At 31.1% G+C, this 17,195-nt stretch carries 18 protein-coding genes and 1 pseudogene; 7 read left to right on the top strand and 12 right to left on the bottom strand.

Features of this window, described 5'->3' with window-relative positions; translation table 11 throughout:
* The first annotated feature begins 81 nt into the window (after positions 1–81).
* From K5S59_RS23060 to K5S59_RS23040, 5 genes are all read left to right on the top strand, one after another.
* Positions 82–726, top strand: a complete 645-nt coding sequence (locus tag K5S59_RS23060; RefSeq protein WP_000708141.1) for a thermonuclease family protein — start codon at positions 82–84, stop codon at positions 724–726.
* Positions 727–759: 33 nt separating this feature from the next.
* Positions 760–960 (top strand): hypothetical protein, encoded by a 201-nt coding sequence (locus K5S59_RS23055; protein WP_001014120.1) that lies wholly within the window; start codon positions 760–762, stop codon positions 958–960.
* 76 nt (positions 961–1,036) lie between these two features.
* Positions 1,037–1,324, top strand: a complete 288-nt coding sequence (locus K5S59_RS23050) for a hypothetical protein (RefSeq protein WP_000078380.1) — start codon at positions 1,037–1,039, stop codon at positions 1,322–1,324.
* Positions 1,325–1,400: 76 nt separating this feature from the next.
* A complete protein-coding gene (locus K5S59_RS23045) occupies positions 1,401–1,820 on the top strand; it encodes a disulfide oxidoreductase (protein WP_000454806.1) in 420 nt (139 codons plus the stop codon).
* A gap of 96 nt (positions 1,821–1,916) precedes the next feature.
* Positions 1,917–2,210 carry an ArsR/SmtB family transcription factor gene (locus tag K5S59_RS23040; RefSeq protein ID WP_000207870.1) on the top strand — a complete coding sequence of 98 codons (294 nt, stop codon included), beginning with the start codon at positions 1,917–1,919 and terminating at the stop codon, positions 2,208–2,210.
* Between the two features lie 305 nt (positions 2,211–2,515).
* On the opposite strand, the gene hfq is transcribed toward K5S59_RS23040, so the two are convergent.
* From hfq to K5S59_RS23025, 3 genes are all read right to left on the bottom strand, one after another.
* On the bottom strand, positions 2,516–2,701 hold the full coding sequence (hfq, locus tag K5S59_RS23035) for an RNA chaperone Hfq (protein ID WP_000557400.1): 186 nt from the start codon (positions 2,699–2,701) through the stop codon (positions 2,516–2,518).
* Positions 2,702–2,876: 175 nt separating this feature from the next.
* Positions 2,877–3,017, bottom strand: coding sequence for a hypothetical protein (locus tag K5S59_RS23030; protein ID WP_001233271.1), 141 nt, complete (start codon positions 3,015–3,017; stop codon positions 2,877–2,879).
* Positions 3,014–4,108: a Rap family tetratricopeptide repeat protein gene (locus tag K5S59_RS23025; protein WP_000561969.1), complete on the bottom strand. Its 1,095-nt coding sequence runs from the start codon at positions 4,106–4,108 to the stop codon at positions 3,014–3,016. The genes K5S59_RS23030 and K5S59_RS23025 overlap by 4 nt, the downstream gene beginning before the upstream one ends.
* A gap of 347 nt (positions 4,109–4,455) precedes the next feature.
* Between K5S59_RS23025 and K5S59_RS23020 the strand changes: the two genes are divergently transcribed.
* Both K5S59_RS23020 and K5S59_RS23015 read left to right on the top strand, forming a co-directional pair.
* Positions 4,456–4,851 carry a hypothetical protein gene (locus K5S59_RS23020; protein WP_000549611.1) on the top strand — a complete coding sequence of 132 codons (396 nt, stop codon included), beginning with the start codon at positions 4,456–4,458 and terminating at the stop codon, positions 4,849–4,851.
* A 176-nt stretch (positions 4,852–5,027) separates the two neighbouring features.
* Positions 5,028–5,354 carry a hypothetical protein gene (locus tag K5S59_RS23015; protein ID WP_000749219.1) on the top strand — a complete coding sequence of 109 codons (327 nt, stop codon included), beginning with the start codon at positions 5,028–5,030 and terminating at the stop codon, positions 5,352–5,354.
* A 71-nt stretch (positions 5,355–5,425) separates the two neighbouring features.
* Here K5S59_RS23015 and xerS read toward each other — a convergent pair whose 3' ends face one another.
* From xerS to K5S59_RS22975, 9 genes and pseudogenes are all read right to left on the bottom strand, one after another.
* Entirely contained in the window at positions 5,426–6,511 is a 1,086-nt protein-coding gene (xerS, locus tag K5S59_RS23010) for a tyrosine recombinase XerS (RefSeq protein WP_000066152.1), read from the bottom strand.
* 27 nt (positions 6,512–6,538) lie between these two features.
* Positions 6,539–7,624, bottom strand: a complete 1,086-nt coding sequence (locus K5S59_RS23005) for a PD-(D/E)XK nuclease family protein (protein WP_002073815.1) — start codon at positions 7,622–7,624, stop codon at positions 6,539–6,541.
* A 187-nt stretch (positions 7,625–7,811) separates the two neighbouring features.
* Positions 7,812–8,216, bottom strand: a complete 405-nt coding sequence (locus K5S59_RS23000; RefSeq protein WP_000701128.1) for a hypothetical protein — start codon at positions 8,214–8,216, stop codon at positions 7,812–7,814.
* A 310-nt stretch (positions 8,217–8,526) separates the two neighbouring features.
* A complete protein-coding gene (locus tag K5S59_RS30280) occupies positions 8,527–8,736 on the bottom strand; it encodes a hypothetical protein (protein WP_001021329.1) in 210 nt (69 codons plus the stop codon).
* 482 nt (positions 8,737–9,218) lie between these two features.
* Positions 9,219–10,229, bottom strand: a complete 1,011-nt coding sequence (locus K5S59_RS22995; protein ID WP_000609152.1) for a zinc-ribbon domain-containing protein — start codon at positions 10,227–10,229, stop codon at positions 9,219–9,221.
* Between the two features lie 13 nt (positions 10,230–10,242).
* Positions 10,243–10,545 (bottom strand): hypothetical protein, encoded by a 303-nt coding sequence (locus tag K5S59_RS22990; RefSeq protein ID WP_000263523.1) that lies wholly within the window; start codon positions 10,543–10,545, stop codon positions 10,243–10,245.
* A gap of 1,080 nt (positions 10,546–11,625) precedes the next feature.
* Positions 11,626–13,468: pseudogene (locus tag K5S59_RS22985) on the bottom strand (sensor histidine kinase).
* A complete protein-coding gene (locus K5S59_RS22980) occupies positions 13,468–14,148 on the bottom strand; it encodes a response regulator transcription factor (protein ID WP_000756749.1) in 681 nt (226 codons plus the stop codon). Before K5S59_RS22980 ends, K5S59_RS22985 begins: the two are co-directional and overlap by 1 nt.
* Positions 14,149–14,176: 28 nt before the next feature.
* Positions 14,177–14,992, bottom strand: coding sequence for a C39 family peptidase (locus K5S59_RS22975; protein WP_001997354.1), 816 nt, complete (start codon positions 14,990–14,992; stop codon positions 14,177–14,179).
* Positions 14,993–17,195: the final 2,203 nt, after the last annotated feature.

The raw sequence follows: 17,195 nt of genomic DNA, 5'->3' as shown, positions 1-17,195 counted from the left end.
TATGCCATAGGTGTGTCCTTTTTTATTTGTTTTTGAGATGCAGCTATTTACGAATTTTGATTAGGAGGAAGAAATTTCGATATGAAAATATGGATTAAGGCTATTTGTTTAACATCATTCGTACTTCAAATGGCAGCATGTAGCAATTCGACACAAATAAATAATGAATCAAGACCTGCCCAAGCAGTACAAAACGGGATACAACAGCACATGGAAGGGAAAGGTATTGTTGATGTTCCAGAAGCTTATAAGGGAAAAATAAAAGACTTAGAGACTGTTAAAGGGAAGGTATTACATATAAAGGACGGAGATACGATAGACGTGAACGTAAAGAGGCAGAAACAGACGGTACGGTTACTGTTATTGGATACTCCTGAGTCTGTATCTCAAAAAATCCCACCACAAAAGATGGGAAAAGAAGCCTCTTCCTTTTTAAAGAAACAACTAGAAGGGAAAAGTGTAACTTTGGTTTATGATCGGGGACAAAAAGAAGACAAATACGGTAGGAAATTGGCTTATGTATTTTGTAACGGAATACATATTAATGAATTAATGGTCAAGTCTGGTTATGGGATTATAGCCTATATCTCTAGACTTAATACTACATTTCTACCTGAAATGCTAGAAGCAGAAAAAGAAGCAAAAGAATTAAAGGCTGGTGTGTGGGGCATTAAAGGATTTGTAGATGAAAAGAATCGGCATTATAACCGTAATGATGCAGCTTAATATCAATACTTATTCCAAAAGGAGGTTTCTTGAATGAATGGGAACAAAAGAAACATGCTCTTATCTTTTTTTATTTCTACTTTTTTTATTTTTTTGAGTCTATTTCCATTTAGCGGTAATGAATTTGTATATGTTATTGCAAAAATTGGAGCTGCAGCCGGTGTAATAAATATTGTGATGATGAGTGTGGTCTTGTATTTTCAAAGCAAAAAAATGAGACACCTCTTAAATTAATACGGCAAAAACGCTTGTTTTCCTTACTCGTATACAAAAGAAAGGGGTAAGGAAAACCGAAAGGGGCATTTTTTAGATGAGTCAAATTCCAGGGTTTTTGAAGTTCGTTTTAGCAAAGGAAAGACGATATGTATATTTGGCTGTAGCAGAAAAGAAAAACAAACGAGTGAAAACACATATTGTATATAGATTCGGTCCACTAGAAACAGCATTAGAAACTATGTACGGAATGCGTGATGATTTTGAGAATTGCTTTCCACCAGAGTTGAAAGATAAGGGGTATGACTGGGAAGATCTAAATGATTGGATACTATCCATTGAAACCGGTTATTCCAAATACGGAAATAAATTAGTGACATTCTAAATAGATAATTGAGATAATATTGCATCCTTATTATAAAACCTTCAATACAATTAAAATCGTGTGAGGAGAACATAAAATGGAATGGATTCGTAAGTACCACATTGCAATTGCTTGGATGATAGCTACTAGTGCAATGCTAATTAGTTTATTTTTTAGTGAATGGATGAAGCTGCCGCCATGTGATTTATGCTGGTACCAAAGAATGGCCATGTATCCATTAGTATTAATATTGGGGATAGGAATGTATAGAAAAGATCCGCGCGTCAGCATGTATGCATTTCCATTTACGTGTATCGGTTTAATATTATCTGTATATCAAATTACAATACAAGCATTTCCTATTAATGAGATGAAGATTTGTTCAGTAGGAGTTTCATGTACAGAAGATTACTTAAATTTATTCGGTTTCATTTCGATACCTATGCTATCTTTTATTGGATTTTTAGTCATCATAATACTTATATATATTGAATCTGATAGAGAGACAAAAGAATAAACATTATAGTGGTTATGAACAATGTACTCAAGTAAACACAACATACTTAAAAATAGATAATTAAAATAAAACAAAATTATAAAAGGAGAAATTAAAATGACAACTATTCAAGCAAGTAATGAAATGTACAAAATCCCAGAGGCGGATGTAGAATTATTAAAGATTATGGCCCATCCAGTTAGGTTACAAATTGTGAAGGAGCTAGAACACCGCAAAATTTGTAATGTAACACAATTAACAGAGCTATTAGATGTCCCTCAATCAACTGTATCTCAGCACTTATCTAAGATGCGTGGCAAGATTCTCCGCTCGGAAAGAAGAGGGTTAGAGATGTACTATCATATTGCAAATTCCAAAGCATGTCAGATTGTTAGTGTACTAGGTTTATAAATACCTCAAATTAAATAGCGGATTATGAAATTAAAAATAAAATAAGGGCAGCCTAGCATAGCTGCCCTTATTTTATTTGTGATTTTGCATATATTTGTGCGCATTTAGTATAGCAAACATTATTCTTTGCTTTCAACCTTCAATATTTTTTGTTTCTCAATATGTTTAGTATGCTTTTATTTTATAATAAACTTAATTCTTTTTATTTATCTATATTTCCTGGGGTGAATCCTTTTATTAAGGATTCCTTTTTTGTTTTTACCACTTTTTAAATTAAAAAAATTCAATTTTAAGCAGATTTATATTTATAAAGAAACCGTTGAAATAGCTTGTTTATAAAGGAATTGTTGCTTTCCGTTACTGGAGACTAGCACTGAAAATTTATCAACAGCAATAATAATGCCAGGTACTCTTACTCCGTTTATTAAAAATATTGTTACTAGTCTTTGTTCCTCTATTAATTTTTTATAGAAATCTTCTTGTGTATGCATTAATAGTTAATTCCTCTCTTAAAATTTTAAGCTCCCTTTTATGGATGCAAAAGGAACCAGTTACTTTTAATTTCTATATTAAGATTCTGAAATGATTGTATTTTGTAATTTTATAATAGGGATCCCCATATAAAAATAAAAGTCCTCACAATGAAGTGAAGACCCTTGTTTTTTATCATCCGCCAGTATGGCCGTGAGCATATTGTACAATTTTTTCCTCACTAAGCGCTTTCTGTGTATCAGTTGCATGGCTAGAATTCAAAATAAATGTGAATGCAGCTGTAATCCCGATTAAGCTAAAAATTACTTTTCTCATTTTAAAGCCTCCTTCTCAAAGTTTTTTTCTTCGGCTTGATGGCTAAGGTAAAAATAATCACTTGCTTTTGAACGGTTATTCTCTTGATGGAATAAAACTGCTAATTTTTTAGCGTATTCTTGTACGTACTCATGTAGGTTTTCTCTCTCAAAATAAGAGATTCCTGTTTTAATTGTCTTTTCTAATTCGTCAGCGGTTACTTTTTGATTTAACTTTTCTAAAATCCAAAAGTGATGTTCGTACTCTTCATTTTTAAGCTCTTTACAAACTTCTAATCCTTTATCTATAAGGTTAGAAGTTTCCTCTGAATCTCCCATTTCCATATGCTCTCTAGCCTTAATAAAGATTGCTTTATAGTCTTTAGGGAGTTCTTGTATTACTTCAGATAAGTATCGTATTGCTAGTTCAGATAAATTTTGGCCAGCATACATTAATCCTAAGTTGTGACGAACAAACGTAATAAATTTTTCTTCACCTGATTTTTTAAATGTATTAATAGCTGTAATAAAGTGTTCTTCAGCTTCTTCAAATTGTTTTAAGTGTGTACAAGCTAAACCAATTAAATTATCACATAACGCAATAGTAGCCTCATATCCTGCATGCTTTTTAAAAATCTCTTTTGCCTTAGTTGCTTCTTTGATAGCCGCCAATGGCTTATAGATATGATAATGGAAAGTGGATAGTTTGAAATAAAATTCTCCATGTTCAACTTCATCCGGGATATGGTTTAATAGTTCTTCAGCTTTGTTGTAATGTTCTTTCGCACTTGTAAAGTTACCTGTAATATTTGAATGAATAGCTTTAAAGAAATGGTAGTAGTACGATAAAAACTGATCTGCAGGCACCTCTAATGATTCAACCTTATCAAAACTGTCTTTTCCAATGCTTAAACTATCAACCATATATTGATGACGAAAATCTAAAAGAGAATAGTATAAAAGCAGGTTTTGGTCCTCTTCAATATTGTGTATTTTTTGATCAATTTCAACTTTTAATTTATGCGCCTTTCCAATATGTCTGGCACGAATCTCTATATACCAGTCATTTAACATTTTTGTGATTTGCTCATTACCCTTTATCGAAGCAATCATTATATATTCCCCCATCCTATAGAGTATCCTATTTATTACCATCATAGCAGAAAAGCAGGATATATTATGTAATTTTAATTTATTTATCAATAAAATTCTGAAAAAAAAGTTAATTCACTCATCGCTCAAAAAACAACAATAAACTTCATTAAGTTTATTGTTGTTTTTCGTATATATAAAATATATAATTTATATATATATTATTCTAAAATTAATACTCTGAAAGGGGGAGTGCCGAGATGAATATTAATAAGCTATAAGTGAAGAAGAAGGAATTCAACTCAGTAAAGAAAGAATTGTAGAAGTAAGAGAGAAGTGATTTTCATAACTGGGAAGGGATAAATATAATGCATAAATCTAATGAAAAAACCAATGCAAATGTTATAGTGTGTTTTTTTATAACTATTATTACGATTATAATTGTGTGGTTTATTTTTCCGGCAATACAGTCAGCTATGACAGAATATGAAATTGAAGAAGAGACAGTAAAAAAAGGAAGGTTAGTACAGGCGAAGGTTATCGATAAAAAATTTATTGAAGGCGATCCTGGAAATCCTCTTATGGGTGATACAGGTTCTCCAGACAAACATCTTATTACATTATATACGAATGAAAAGATGCGAATTATAGACGTGAAAAGTGATGTTTTTAACCAAATTGATGTAGGTAATGAAATAAAGGCTTATGAATATAAAGAACGCATAACAATAGAACAAGAAAAGAGAAAAAGTGGTTGGGATTAAGGGCAACTGCTCCAAGTGAATATGAAAATTTCACCTTTATTTAGTTAAGGGGGGATAGAAAAATTGAACGGTGATTTTTCGTGATTACATATATAATACATAATATAATGATATAATGTATTATATAAAAACCTAATACGTTTAGTTTACATAAATTGAAATGGGGTTGAACAAGAATGAAAAAGAGTTTACTTGAAAAGATTTTAAGTGCATTATCAAATAATATACCCGCTAAGGGGCTTTCAAATTACTTATACCAACAAATTCAACAGTTAACATCACAAAAGGATATTGAAGCCTTTTCAGCTAATTTACAAGAACGAGTCAAGAATATTGAGTCAGCATCTCAATTCGAATTAGTGAATTTAGGCACAGCACTATATGCAGCGTTCTCAGCTGATAGAGAGTATAAAAAAGGTTGGATCGTAGATGCTTATTGGGAAGTGTATAATAAATGTAATTCAGCCAATCAAGCTGTATTAACTGGTGTTTCAGGCTGGTAAGTTTTTTTATCACTGAGTAATAAATTCAACAGTATAAAAACAGGATACTTCTTTAAGGAAGTATCCTGTTTTTATTCAAATTGTCTTTTTTCTAATCGATCAATGGCTTCGCGTTTCTTCTCGTTATTAATATTAGTATAAATACTAGTAACTTCAACAGAGGTATGGCCAAGTTGATCGCGTAATAATACTAGATCCTTATTTTCTTTATAATGATTTGTAGCATAGGTATGTCGTAGTTTATGAGGACTGCGTTTTTCATCAAATGCACTTGTATATTTATCTACTAAATTTTGTATGGCACGGACAGAAAGCTGGGTGTATTTTCCTTGGTACCTTGTTACAAACATAATTTCTTCTTCTGGAGGACAACCATACCTTTCTTGGCGTACTTTCAAATACTCTTGTACATCATCTAGACTGGATTGAGTAGCAAGTATGGATGATTTTTTATTCCCTTTACGAATCACTTTGATAGTTTTTTGGCGGAAATTAACGCTAGATAGGCTAAGACTTGCTAATTCTGATACACGTAGCCCTGTACCTAAAATAAGGCTAATTAAGGCAATATCACGTTCTTTGTCACGTAAAAAGTAATTGTATTTACGAGTAGAAGTTTCTTTCAGAATAAATTCATAATCGTTTGCTAGAAAGCGCAGGAATGCAGCATCATCATTATTATTAAATATCATATTCGCTACATCATCTGCTCTTGCTGCAGCATCTATTTTTTCTTTATGTAATTCTATTTTATCCATTACATTTCGTGAAAGATAGCTATTCCCATATTCATCTTCAGTTTTTTGTGAAAGGTATTTAAAAAGAGATTTTAAAGCCGAAAAGGTCCTGTTAATTGCTTTGATTTCAATACCTTCACTCTTAAGGTACATATGAAATCGATTCACTTCATTTAAAGGTAGGCTTTCTAACAATTCAATTGGAATTTCATGTATTTCAGTTGCGACATTTCCATTTATGACCGCTATTCGTTTCTCAATCATCCATTTAAAAAACTTTTCAAATTCTGTTATATATCCATATAAAGTAGCAGGGGAGAGCATTGCTTTCATTTCTATATATTCTACTACATACCAGGGCATATTTTTTTTGTGCTTTTCGACAAGTGATTTAAAGCGTTCTTTTTCTTTGTTACTCATTTTATACACCTCTAATACTTTGGAGTATTATACTGATTTACTTTTGGGAAATTCCCAATTAGATTTTTTTAATTCGGGATGAATTTTTTGAATAATTAATTCTGCTTTCATCATTATCTCTTCAAAACTCTCCGTTAAAAAGTCAAACTTCCATTTATATAGGGAGTTATATACTCTAGGTATTGATTGCCTACGAGCAATATTTCCCTTAATTTGGGGATTTTTAGATACTATTGAAATAATATTTGATTTTAATTGATGTAATTCTTGACTTGAAAGATACCCTTCCGTTGGTAATTTAACTTTTAAAATAAGATCTTGATAATTAAATTCCCAATAGAATGTTATTTTTTTATTAGAAATGGTTTTATCTAACCATCCTGGTTCCCAATTCATAATTGGATTATTATTACCACTGTAAATATTCCAGGCTATTTCGTTTTTTGAATTGGATTTTAGATGTTTGTAAAGGTAATAAAAAGCAGTGAAATGCGTACGATACCCGTTCTTGCGCCAAGAATCTTTATCTTTAATATTAGTTAAAGTAGGAAGTAAGTTCTTAATGGTTTTACCTTTTTTTAACTCGACTTGCAAAGAGTCCATCCAATCCCTGTATATATAGTGCTCACTATCAATGTTATTAAAGGCAGACATGATATCATTTAAGCAAAAAGTATTAAAGTGCTTATGTTTTGGAATCTGACAAATTTGAGAAGATCCAAACAGGAAAAGAATAAATATAGCATCTTCGCTGCTGTGAAAACCATCGTAGGTTGCAGTAAGTTGGTCTTTTTTGGCTATAGTGTCAACTTTCATTTCGATTACTATATATTTTAGGTCACCATTATTTAGTGTTATTTCAATAACAAGATCCACTCTTTTTCCACTTCCGATAGAAAATTCGGGTTTACACTCTATAAAATCAATATCCGAACTTTTGAAAGGGGGGAGGATGCCACACATTTTATATAAATTGCGAAGCACATTTGATTTTTCGTTGTGATCAATCAATTCATTGCTTGAGTCTAACAACCATTTTATAGCACCTGTATGAACTTTTTCAAACTGATACCCTACAATATCTACAAAATTAGATCTCACAGTAAAAAACATCCTTTCATAGTGGGAAATTTGATTATATACGAAGAATAAAAAAACAGCTATCTATTCTTCACGTTAAATACAATTTTAACGAACAAATGTTCTTGTCGTTTTGAAATCATATTCTATTTACTAATTCGCTTGAAAATTTCATTATGGATGATTCATACGTCATTCATACTATAACATTTACAAACTATTATTTAGTGTTGGGAAAGTAGGACTCTGTACTATAAGGCACTCTTGTATTCATTACCTGATAAATGGTTAACTGATCAGCTAATATTTGTTTTTCACTGGCATGGTATTCTTTAAATACTTGTAGTAAATTGAAGTAGACGGGTGTTTCTTCATAATATAATTCATTGTATGCTTCAATAAGATCTTCGAAATTATACTTCAAACCTTTACTGAAACATACTTTTTCATGTTTAAAACGAGGTTCCTCAAAGTAATCTTTTATTTCATTCCAAGCTGTCTCAATGTCTTTTCCGTCTCGTATTCTAGGAATCATTAAACCACAGAATAGTTGTACAAATGTTTCTGCTTGCAAATATCTTTTTTCTACTTTTTTTGTTTTTTCTTTCATAAAAGGAATTTTCATATTAATTCTCCTCAACTTATAATAAATGACAATAACATCATAACATATAAATAAGACAATACCAACTGTTCGTTAAATCGGAATTTAACGAACAGTTGAGGAAATGTGAGTTAAACTCCCCTCCTATCTTAATGTACTGTACAAAGGCATGAAACTCTAAACTCTCATTTTTGGGACTAGCTTGGGCCAAGAAAATCCAAACTAAAGTTTTATAGATTTACAGAACTAAATACATGTGATCTTGTGTGAACGTATATGTTTAAATACTACGTTACTTTTATTTATAAAAAAGGCATCCTAAGATGCCTATCTATTCTGTAACAAATTTAAATACATAGTACATAAAAAATAGACAAGATAGATAGGCTAGCCTGCCAGCAACGGATTCTCTCATAAATTTCATAAGTATGACTTTGACAAGCAATGCTAAGAATAACGGTATAAATAGTACCATAGCAAGTTTGATCGCTATGTCATTCATTATTGGATTAAATGGTTCGAAATTAATTATAATATTCACTTACCTTTCTCTTATCGTTCTATTTAAAGAATAAAATTATACAAATAAACTCGCTAAAAAGATACCATAAGGTTCCTTCCTCCAACTGAACAATCTTAATTTTAACCGGTTCTTTTGCAAATATAAGACGCATTTCAGGGAACAATCAGGATTCCTACCGAAATTGTTCTTTTTTGTCATATGCATGGCTTCTACTCCTATATAATATTATCCTTTATAACAAAAAAGCACTGCTATGATTTCTAGGAGTATTGAAAATGTTCTATCGTACTAAATTCACTTTATAAATAGAACATATAATAAAAGACCTTGCTACACAAAATAGCAAGGTCTAGATATAGTAAAATAAGCACCTTAGAGATTTATAGGTGCTTTTATTTAAATTCATTTCCACAAAATAAAATGTAAAAAACTAAAAAAGCAAAAAGGACACTTTTTTAGTTTTTTAGCTTCCCAGCACAAATTTGAAAAAAGATTTCAAGCTATCCTTCACTATCTTTAAATTTTCCTCTTAAATTCTTCTCAAAGATAACCCTATTATCTTCCATCTTATTATAAGTTTGAAATAAAGCTTCTCTTTTCTTTTTTCTTACCCTTGGTTCTGGAGGATAACATGACGGACATTTTGCAGCCCCTTCATGTCTAGCTTTGACCATTGCTTTATATTCATGTCCACACTTACCACAAATCCACCATGCTCTTTCGTTACATCTGGTAGATGTCTCCTCTGGTGTTGTTACACCATATACTTCTTTATTCTTTGTAGGATGCCATTCTTTTGCTATTTCTGGGTTATGAAGAGCAATTGACTGTTGATACTTTTCACAAGTTCTACATCCCTTACCATTTTTCACTCTTAAATTTATTTTTTCTCTCCACATATGACCTTCTTTACAAACCCACATTACTTCTTCATTTGAAGTATAAATTGCCTCATATGGATTTCGGAATTTCTGCCGATAACATGTGTCAAAGATACAAAACTCCTTTGCTATCTCTGGATACATTGTTGCTAATGAGTTGTCTTTGCAAACTTTCTTATTTGAACAGTATGGACACACAGTTTTATCATGAAGTCTACTTCTAACAGACTCCTTCCACTCATGACCCTTACCACATATCCACCATCTAACATTCCAATTCTCTTCATCAATCATCTCATTATCAGGTGTTACATCTGCATTTCTTTTGAAATTCCATTGCTTAGATAAATCTGGATCAATACATCTAAGTGATTTAGCTTCTATTTTATTAACATTGTTTAATTTATCTAGCTGCTGCTTTTTCTTCATACACTTTGGACAAAGCTCATCTTCAACTTTCAGCCTATCATTAGGAGTTGATCCCCAAACATGTCCCTCAGAGCACTCCCACCAAATATATTCGTAACTTCCATATGTAATATCTTCAGGATTCAAGTGACCATTCTTGATAGGATGCCATTCACTTAACAGCTTTTTAGAAAGACCTGTATTTATAAGTAAATTAATCATAGTATTCTCACCTCTATTTTTCTGATTCAATCCACCATTTGTCTGCGTTCAATTCTTCTGTAGTCATCTCATACTCATCTAATTTAACAATTTCATTTTCCCTATTAAAAAAGCAAGGCTTTACAAATATAGAAGCATTTCTATAACTATAACTTTCACCTTTATACGCTTCAATTTTAGAAATTTCTAGCTTATAAACATATAATGGATGTGAATATATTTGTCCAACTTTAAAAGTTTTATCACTATTGTTTTCCGAAGAAATCTCTTCAACTATCACTTTACTTGGAGTACCATGGAAATGACTATCCCACATTACGTTTCACCCTAACTTTAAATTTATTTAATTCTATTGTATCAGAATATTCACACGTGCAATTAGGAAAAAGGTATAATTTTATCATTATTTTCATCTATTATAATAAAATAAGTTAAAGATATTACTGGCTAAGTAGTTAAGAGTTTTTTGTCCTATGTTCAAAAGGTTTAGACTTTCATGTCCTGTTATTAAGACATGAAAGTACCTACAAAATTTATAATAATGGCTATTTATCAAAGATTCTTTATAAGTTTTTAGTTTAGAGTTTTTTGGAACTTGATTGGATAAGAAAATCAAGTTCCAAAACTTTATTGATATACAGAACTAAATACATGTAATCTTGTGTGAACGTATAGGCTTAAATACTACATTACTGTTATTTATAAAGAAAAGACATCCTAAGATGTCTTTCTACTCTGTAACAAATTTAAATACATAGTACATAAAAAATAGACAAGATAGATATGCTAGTCTGCCAGCAATCGATTCTCTCATAAATTTCATAAGTATGACTTTGATAAGCAAGGCTAAGAATAACGGTATAAAAAGTACCATAGTAAGTTTGATCGCTATGTCATTTATTGTTGGATTAAATGGTTCAAAATCAATTATAATATTTACTTACCTTTATGCAACTTCTTATTTATATAGTTTAATATAAATAAACTCGCTAAAATGATACCATAAAGTTCCTTTCTCTAACTGAACCACCTTAATTTTAACCGGTTCTGGTGCAAATATGCATGGCCTCTACTCCTATATGATATTACCCTTATATAACCAAAAAAAGCAACGCTATGGACGCTTTAGCCTACATATTCTTCAACTTTACTAAAGATACCATTAATAGATGGAGGGGTATAATTATAATCGTTATCAGTGAACATTAAAAAAGATGATTCCGATTGAATATCGGAACCATCTTTTCCGGGCTTGATTTTTCAGTTTTTTTTTATTAAACTGTCCATTTTAAAGGGTACATTTCAGTTGACTCCGCACCTTTTTAAAAATAATTTATATGAATGTAAATCGCCTTTAACACCACAGTAAAATCTATAATATCAATGTTACATCTTACTACTTTGTATCCCATTTTTCTAAATGGAAGTAGAACAATACCCCATCTTTTGTATTAGTTACACCGTACTTTACATTATGTAAATCTAATATATTTTTTACAATTGAAAGTCCAAGACCCGTTCCACCATATACTCTTTTTCTTGATTTATCCACTCTATAGAATTGATCCCATATTTTATCTATGTTTTCTTCTGCTATATGTGCCCCTTTATTTTCAAACCCTATATATACGTCATGTTGTTTCTCGTTTACATCTATCACAATGGTTCGATTCGCATCTGTATAGCGAATCGCGTTGGTAAACAAGTTTGTTATGACCTGTTCTAACAGATGTGTTTTACCTTTAACACAAACATTATCTATATTTAATTTGATGTGTAGTGATTTTTCTTTAATTTGAACTTGTAAATCTTTTGCTGCCTTTTGAATTAAATTCCCTATATTAACCTGCTCCATCTGTATTTGGTACGTTCCGGATTCATATTTAGCCAAATTCAACATTTCATCTATTAACACATTCATTTTCTCTATTTCTTTTTCTAATGCTTCCCAATAATATTGATTCATTTCAGGCGCGATTCCATCTTGCAGCATAGATGCAGATATTTGCATGACACTGAGTGGCGTTTTTAATTCATGCGAAACGCCTGCAATGAAATCTTTTCGTGTCTGTTCTAATTTTTTCTCTTTTTCTAAGTCTGTTTTTAACTGATTGATATATCCTTCCATTCTTTCTGAGAGTTGATTAATATTAGAGGAAAGCTCACCAATTTCATTTTTTGATTTGATAGAAAGCTTATCTTGAAATTGAAATTGCATTATTTTTTTCGTTGCTTCATTAATTTTTAGTAATGGTTTGGTAATAATTCTTGAATAATATAAACATACAACCAGCGATAGAATCAGCACAAATGCTATAATATATATAATAATCACTCATTACATCTGTCACTTTTGTAATCGGTTGTAACGAAGACAATGTATAAATGAATTCATTTACTTGTCCATTTTGCATGAGTGGTTTTATCGTTTCTAGATACTTGATTCCATCTATACTGATTTCATTCTGAACCCATTCGTCTCCTTGTAATTTCACTTTATCGCTGATCCATTCCGATTGAAATTGCAAAATACGATTTGCAAACACCTCATTACTATACAATGTATTATTCATTTTTGAATTGAAGTAAACTGGGAAATTTATCTCTGTTACAATTCCCTCTAAGAAATAATATTTCTCACTTTCTTCTTTTGAAAAAACCTTCATACCATTTTTAGCACCAGACATCATATATTTATCAATCTGATAATAAGTAGGTGCAACAAAATTTCCATCATAACCTTTTATTCTCAATGTTGTAGGAATCACTATGTCTTTATTCGATCTTTTACTTACTGTATCCATGATAGCTAGTTTAGTCGTTTTATTGAGTAAACTTGTAATTAATATACTGAAATTAGGATCCATATCTTTCTTTGCATTGATTAAATTATTAAACACAACCTTAGAGGATCGACTCGAATCATTTTTATCAACTGTTTTTATATAATGATCTCCTGATGGTAATTTCTTGATATTGGCTTCTTTATCGAGCCTAGCAATCATAATACCCTGCTGATTAGCATACGAGAGTTCCTTCCTCTGGAGTGTATTTTCATCCTGTTTATGAGCTTCATAAAATGTATAGTACCGTTGTAATTGCTTCTGAACATTTTCTTTTTCTTTATCTATATATAAGTATTTCATCACATACATTTGTCCGAAAAAGATAGCTGCGATAATCATGCAACATAGTAAAAAGGTAAGAGAAAATAACTGAAACACAATCTTCTTTCTCATCATTTTTCTACCTCAAATTTATAACCCGTACGAACAACTGTAATAATGTGTTTTGCTTTCTCACCAAGTTTTAATCGTACATTACGCATATGTGCAGTTAGTGTTTTATCATCTCCATCATAATCGTATCCCCAAATATTTGTGATTAACTGCTCTCTTGATAGTACTTGTTCCTTGTGTTGCATTAAAGAGTGTAAAATTTCATATTCTGTATGTGTAAAATCTATTTTTTGTCCATCTATTGAAACAGAACGTGCTGATTTATCTAAGCGAATACCACATAAATTAATACAGTCCTGATATTGTACTTGTTGATTTGTATCTTTGAACAAACGTTTTGCTCTCGCTAATAAAATAGACGGTTTAAATGGTTTTGTTACATAATCGTCTGCCCCAAGTTCAAATCCAAGTAACGTATCATCTTCATCACTTCGTGCCGTTAATAGGATAATAGGAACATTAGAATTCTTTCGAATACGTCTACACACTGACCATCCATCCATTAATGGGAGCATAATATCCAAAATAACTAAACTGATATTATGCTCTTGTTCAGCAAACAAATCTAGCCCAATTTGACCATCTTCCGCTGTAATTACTTCATATCCATCATGCGAGAAATAATGGGCTACAGTCTCTCGGATAATCTGTTCATCTTCAACTATTAAAACTTTTTTCATCTCTATTCTCATCCAATCTACGTTCGTTTTACATTGAAACTGTCATCGCTTGTCTTCCCATTTGAATCCAGGCTTGTTCAAAACTATTCCGATCAATTGCTCTGTGTTTGTCCTTCTTTAGTGGATCGTTAATATATACATATTGTTCATCATAATCGGTCACAACGACACTATGCTGGTGATATGTCACTTTCATTTCTCCTGCATCTGTACGCCATGTATAAAATTCATCATCAGGTAACCGTTTAAAACGGGCATTTGTTAATACCCATACAGGTTGCCCTCTGTCTATCGCCTCATATATTTGCTGAGGTTCTTTGTGACTTAGATCCTTCACTTTCTCTTCTGAAACATACTCCTTTGCCAATTCTAAAATCGGCTCTACATAAACACCTAGTCCAGGTTTATCAAATGTAGCTATATCCCCAATAAACCCTTTGTGCATATTCCCCTTTATACCCTTTCCCTGAAATGGTACAGACTTTATCTTTGCAGCGAGTTCCATCTTATCGACTTGTACACCTGAAAATTGCAACACCATAGCAAGGCTCGTTACTTCACAACCTCTCATCAATTCTGGTTTTTGTAGAATCAGCGGCACATCCAATGGCCTTACTATCACTTTTTCTTGCTCTATGGGCCTATTTTCTTTTTCAAGTACCTTTTCTGATTCTACTGATTCATTTCTCATATATTCTACTTCTGATTTTGCATTCTCCTCTTGTGGTATTGCAGGTTGTATTTTAGTAAATATAGGAATATCACCATGTGACATACCAATGTTTGTATTTAGTACTGATAGTGTAAATACAAACAGGGTTGTTTTTCTAAATGGATTCATCATTATCTCTCCTCGATGCTTTATAAGGAGAGTGTAATTTGTTTATATTTAGATAAAATCATATTTATAGAAAGACAAAGTAAAATTCATATCAAGATTATATAAAGATAATTGCTTTACGTATTAATCTTATGTGCTACAAATATTGCTTTCAACAAGCAATATTTAACTTCTTTAAGTTCACGTTCTAATTTTTCGTACTTTGCAAAAAGTCCTCGAATTCTTTTCATTAAAGTATAATCTTCGAGATTTTAGGTATGTGGTTTGATTATTATTTACAAATCCTATTGCTATATGGTAATTACTATTTATCAACAATTATTTGTGAGATTTTAGTTTAGACTTTTATGTCTTTCTACACTTGTACATGGACATAAAATAGATACTTTTTAGAAGAGAAAGTATCCATTTTCATGAATATCTTTTGTTACTTATGTAGAATTAAATTTTAGTTGAATTTCACATTTAATTAGGTTTTACTATTTAGTTTTGTTTCAAATGCAGTTAAATTAGTTGAAGCCTTACTAAAATTTGGTTCAGAAAGTTGTTTAGGTCTTCGTACTTCTGTCTTCTATTGGAGCTACACCTTGTATCTCTTGTAATATAGAATTTGCTACATTTTCTCTATAAAATTCTTCAACTATATTTTTCAAATAAATACAATTTCTTTATTCCTTGAATAAAATCAATAACTCGGCATACAATACCTCTGCATCGAGCAGTTAGACTGGGCTAACTGCTCTTTTATTGAATAAATTTTTAGGGCATGTTAACAATATAGGTAATCCAAGTTTGAATACGAATAAACATTGTATTCATAGTATTTACTAGAGCAGTTAGTTTTTTCTAGCTGCCTTTTTGAGTTTTTCCGAATAAAATTCTAAATTATGTGTTCACGAGTAATAATGGTAGATAAAGAAATAGGAATTCATCATTTATTTAGTTGAGTGGATATGCAGGGGAATTTACTCCGTTATTGGATAAGGACGGAAAGTCAATGTTAAAACTATATATTCGAATAAAACAATTTATATTATTCAACTATATGGTAGCTTTAGTTTCACAAGGAAATAAACAACTTTATTATCTGTTTTGATTTCAGAAGTAAAGCTGAACTTAACTTTTTTAAAAGGAGATACTACAATTTAAGCAGTGCCTCCTTTACGTTTTTATAAGTGAGTTTTAATGACCTTATTGTTTCTATTCATTATGTCCAATGCTATAGATGGGCTGATGCAGCTTGAATTCACAGTGACTTCTTTAATTTTGTTTTTCCTTTTCTTCTAGGAATGAGCAGTTAGTTTTCTGCTGAATGCTCTTTTATATTAACTTGTTTGTCATCATATATTACGGATATGTAGCTATTAACTCATAGGGTCTTCTTTTAAAGAGCACTTGTACCTAGTGCTCTTTTTAGTTTCCTTATTTAGCTCACTTTTAATTTTACATAATATTTTTAATTCCGTTTATACTATAGTTGTAACTTTAAGTTACAACGTATTGTGGGTATCGTTATTGTTGGACAATAAAGCAGTTAGTTCATTGAGCTAGCTGCTTTATTATTTAAATAATAACAACATTAAACCTCTCCCTATAAATTGTTATTCATAACATCATTAGTTACTATATTTTAGTTTTATTTCCCACTTTTCCAGCATATTCTTTAAGAAGGGTGTTTAGCTAAAAAAGTTACCTCCTTATCGATGAGCACTCACTTATGTAGTGCTCCTTTTCATGCTGTACAATTCTGTTTTACTTGTATAATTATATATAGTTTCTTTTTTGAACCTCCCACATTCTTTTTTACAAGTTGCAATGAAACAGTTAGCTTTTTTCTAACTATCCTGTTTTTATTTTTCACTTTTTAGTTAAACGTACATATATTAACTTTGAACAATGGCCAATAGGATACTTAACCTACCTCTCTAAGAGCACATTTATATCTGTGCTCTTTTTTGAGTCACTTTAAAATAACGATTTTGTTTAGTTATCATTTGATTAATCATATTTAAAATTTTTTAACATATCTTAATTTTAATCAGGAATTACACTACCCCCCAGTAGATCTGTAGTTCCTGTAATTGAGCCTATAACTCTGATTAGAACCTGTTATAAACAACAGGTTCTATTTATGGTCATTCTTCATCCCCATCGTTGCGATAGGTAAGACTTTGAAGTTATCTCCATCTTTTGCGCCACTTAACAC

It is taken from the genome of Bacillus sp. BML-BC051, assembly GCF_019656175.1.
GTDB lineage: Bacteria > Bacillota > Bacilli > Bacillales > Bacillaceae_G > Bacillus_A > Bacillus_A mobilis.
The sequence above is the reverse complement of the archived record's forward strand: the minus strand, read 5'-3'. Positions and strand labels throughout refer to the sequence as shown.

What these genes read in the sequence shown, in the direction of transcription:
- K5S59_RS23050 (WP_000078380.1), top strand. Translation starts at nt 1,037, where the DNA reads ATGAGTCAAATTCCAGGGTTTTTGAAGTTCGTTTTAGCAAAGGAAAGA.
- hfq (WP_000557400.1), bottom strand. Translation starts at nt 2,701, where the DNA reads ATGCATACACAAGAAGATTTCTATAAAAAATTAATAGAGGAACAAAGA.
- K5S59_RS23000 (WP_000701128.1), bottom strand. Translation starts at nt 8,216, where the DNA reads ATGAAAATTCCTTTTATGAAAGAAAAAACAAAAAAAGTAGAAAAAAGA.
- K5S59_RS22990 (WP_000263523.1), bottom strand. Translation starts at nt 10,545, where the DNA reads ATGTGGGATAGTCATTTCCATGGTACTCCAAGTAAAGTGATAGTTGAA.
- K5S59_RS23040 (WP_000207870.1), top strand. Translation starts at nt 1,917, where the DNA reads ATGACAACTATTCAAGCAAGTAATGAAATGTACAAAATCCCAGAGGCG.
- K5S59_RS23060 (WP_000708141.1), top strand. Translation starts at nt 82, where the DNA reads ATGAAAATATGGATTAAGGCTATTTGTTTAACATCATTCGTACTTCAA.
- K5S59_RS23005 (WP_002073815.1), bottom strand. Translation starts at nt 7,624, where the DNA reads ATGTTTTTTACTGTGAGATCTAATTTTGTAGATATTGTAGGGTATCAG.
- K5S59_RS22995 (WP_000609152.1), bottom strand. Translation starts at nt 10,229, where the DNA reads ATGATTAATTTACTTATAAATACAGGTCTTTCTAAAAAGCTGTTAAGT.
- K5S59_RS22975 (WP_001997354.1), bottom strand. Translation starts at nt 14,992, where the DNA reads ATGATGAATCCATTTAGAAAAACAACCCTGTTTGTATTTACACTATCA.
- K5S59_RS22980 (WP_000756749.1), bottom strand. Translation starts at nt 14,148, where the DNA reads ATGAAAAAAGTTTTAATAGTTGAAGATGAACAGATTATCCGAGAGACT.
- K5S59_RS23020 (WP_000549611.1), top strand. Translation starts at nt 4,456, where the DNA reads ATGCATAAATCTAATGAAAAAACCAATGCAAATGTTATAGTGTGTTTT.
- K5S59_RS23045 (WP_000454806.1), top strand. Translation starts at nt 1,401, where the DNA reads ATGGAATGGATTCGTAAGTACCACATTGCAATTGCTTGGATGATAGCT.
- xerS (WP_000066152.1), bottom strand. Translation starts at nt 6,511, where the DNA reads ATGAGTAACAAAGAAAAAGAACGCTTTAAATCACTTGTCGAAAAGCAC.
- K5S59_RS23030 (WP_001233271.1), bottom strand. Translation starts at nt 3,017, where the DNA reads ATGAGAAAAGTAATTTTTAGCTTAATCGGGATTACAGCTGCATTCACA.
- K5S59_RS23055 (WP_001014120.1), top strand. Translation starts at nt 760, where the DNA reads ATGAATGGGAACAAAAGAAACATGCTCTTATCTTTTTTTATTTCTACT.
- K5S59_RS23025 (WP_000561969.1), bottom strand. Translation starts at nt 4,108, where the DNA reads ATGATTGCTTCGATAAAGGGTAATGAGCAAATCACAAAAATGTTAAAT.
- K5S59_RS23015 (WP_000749219.1), top strand. Translation starts at nt 5,028, where the DNA reads ATGAAAAAGAGTTTACTTGAAAAGATTTTAAGTGCATTATCAAATAAT.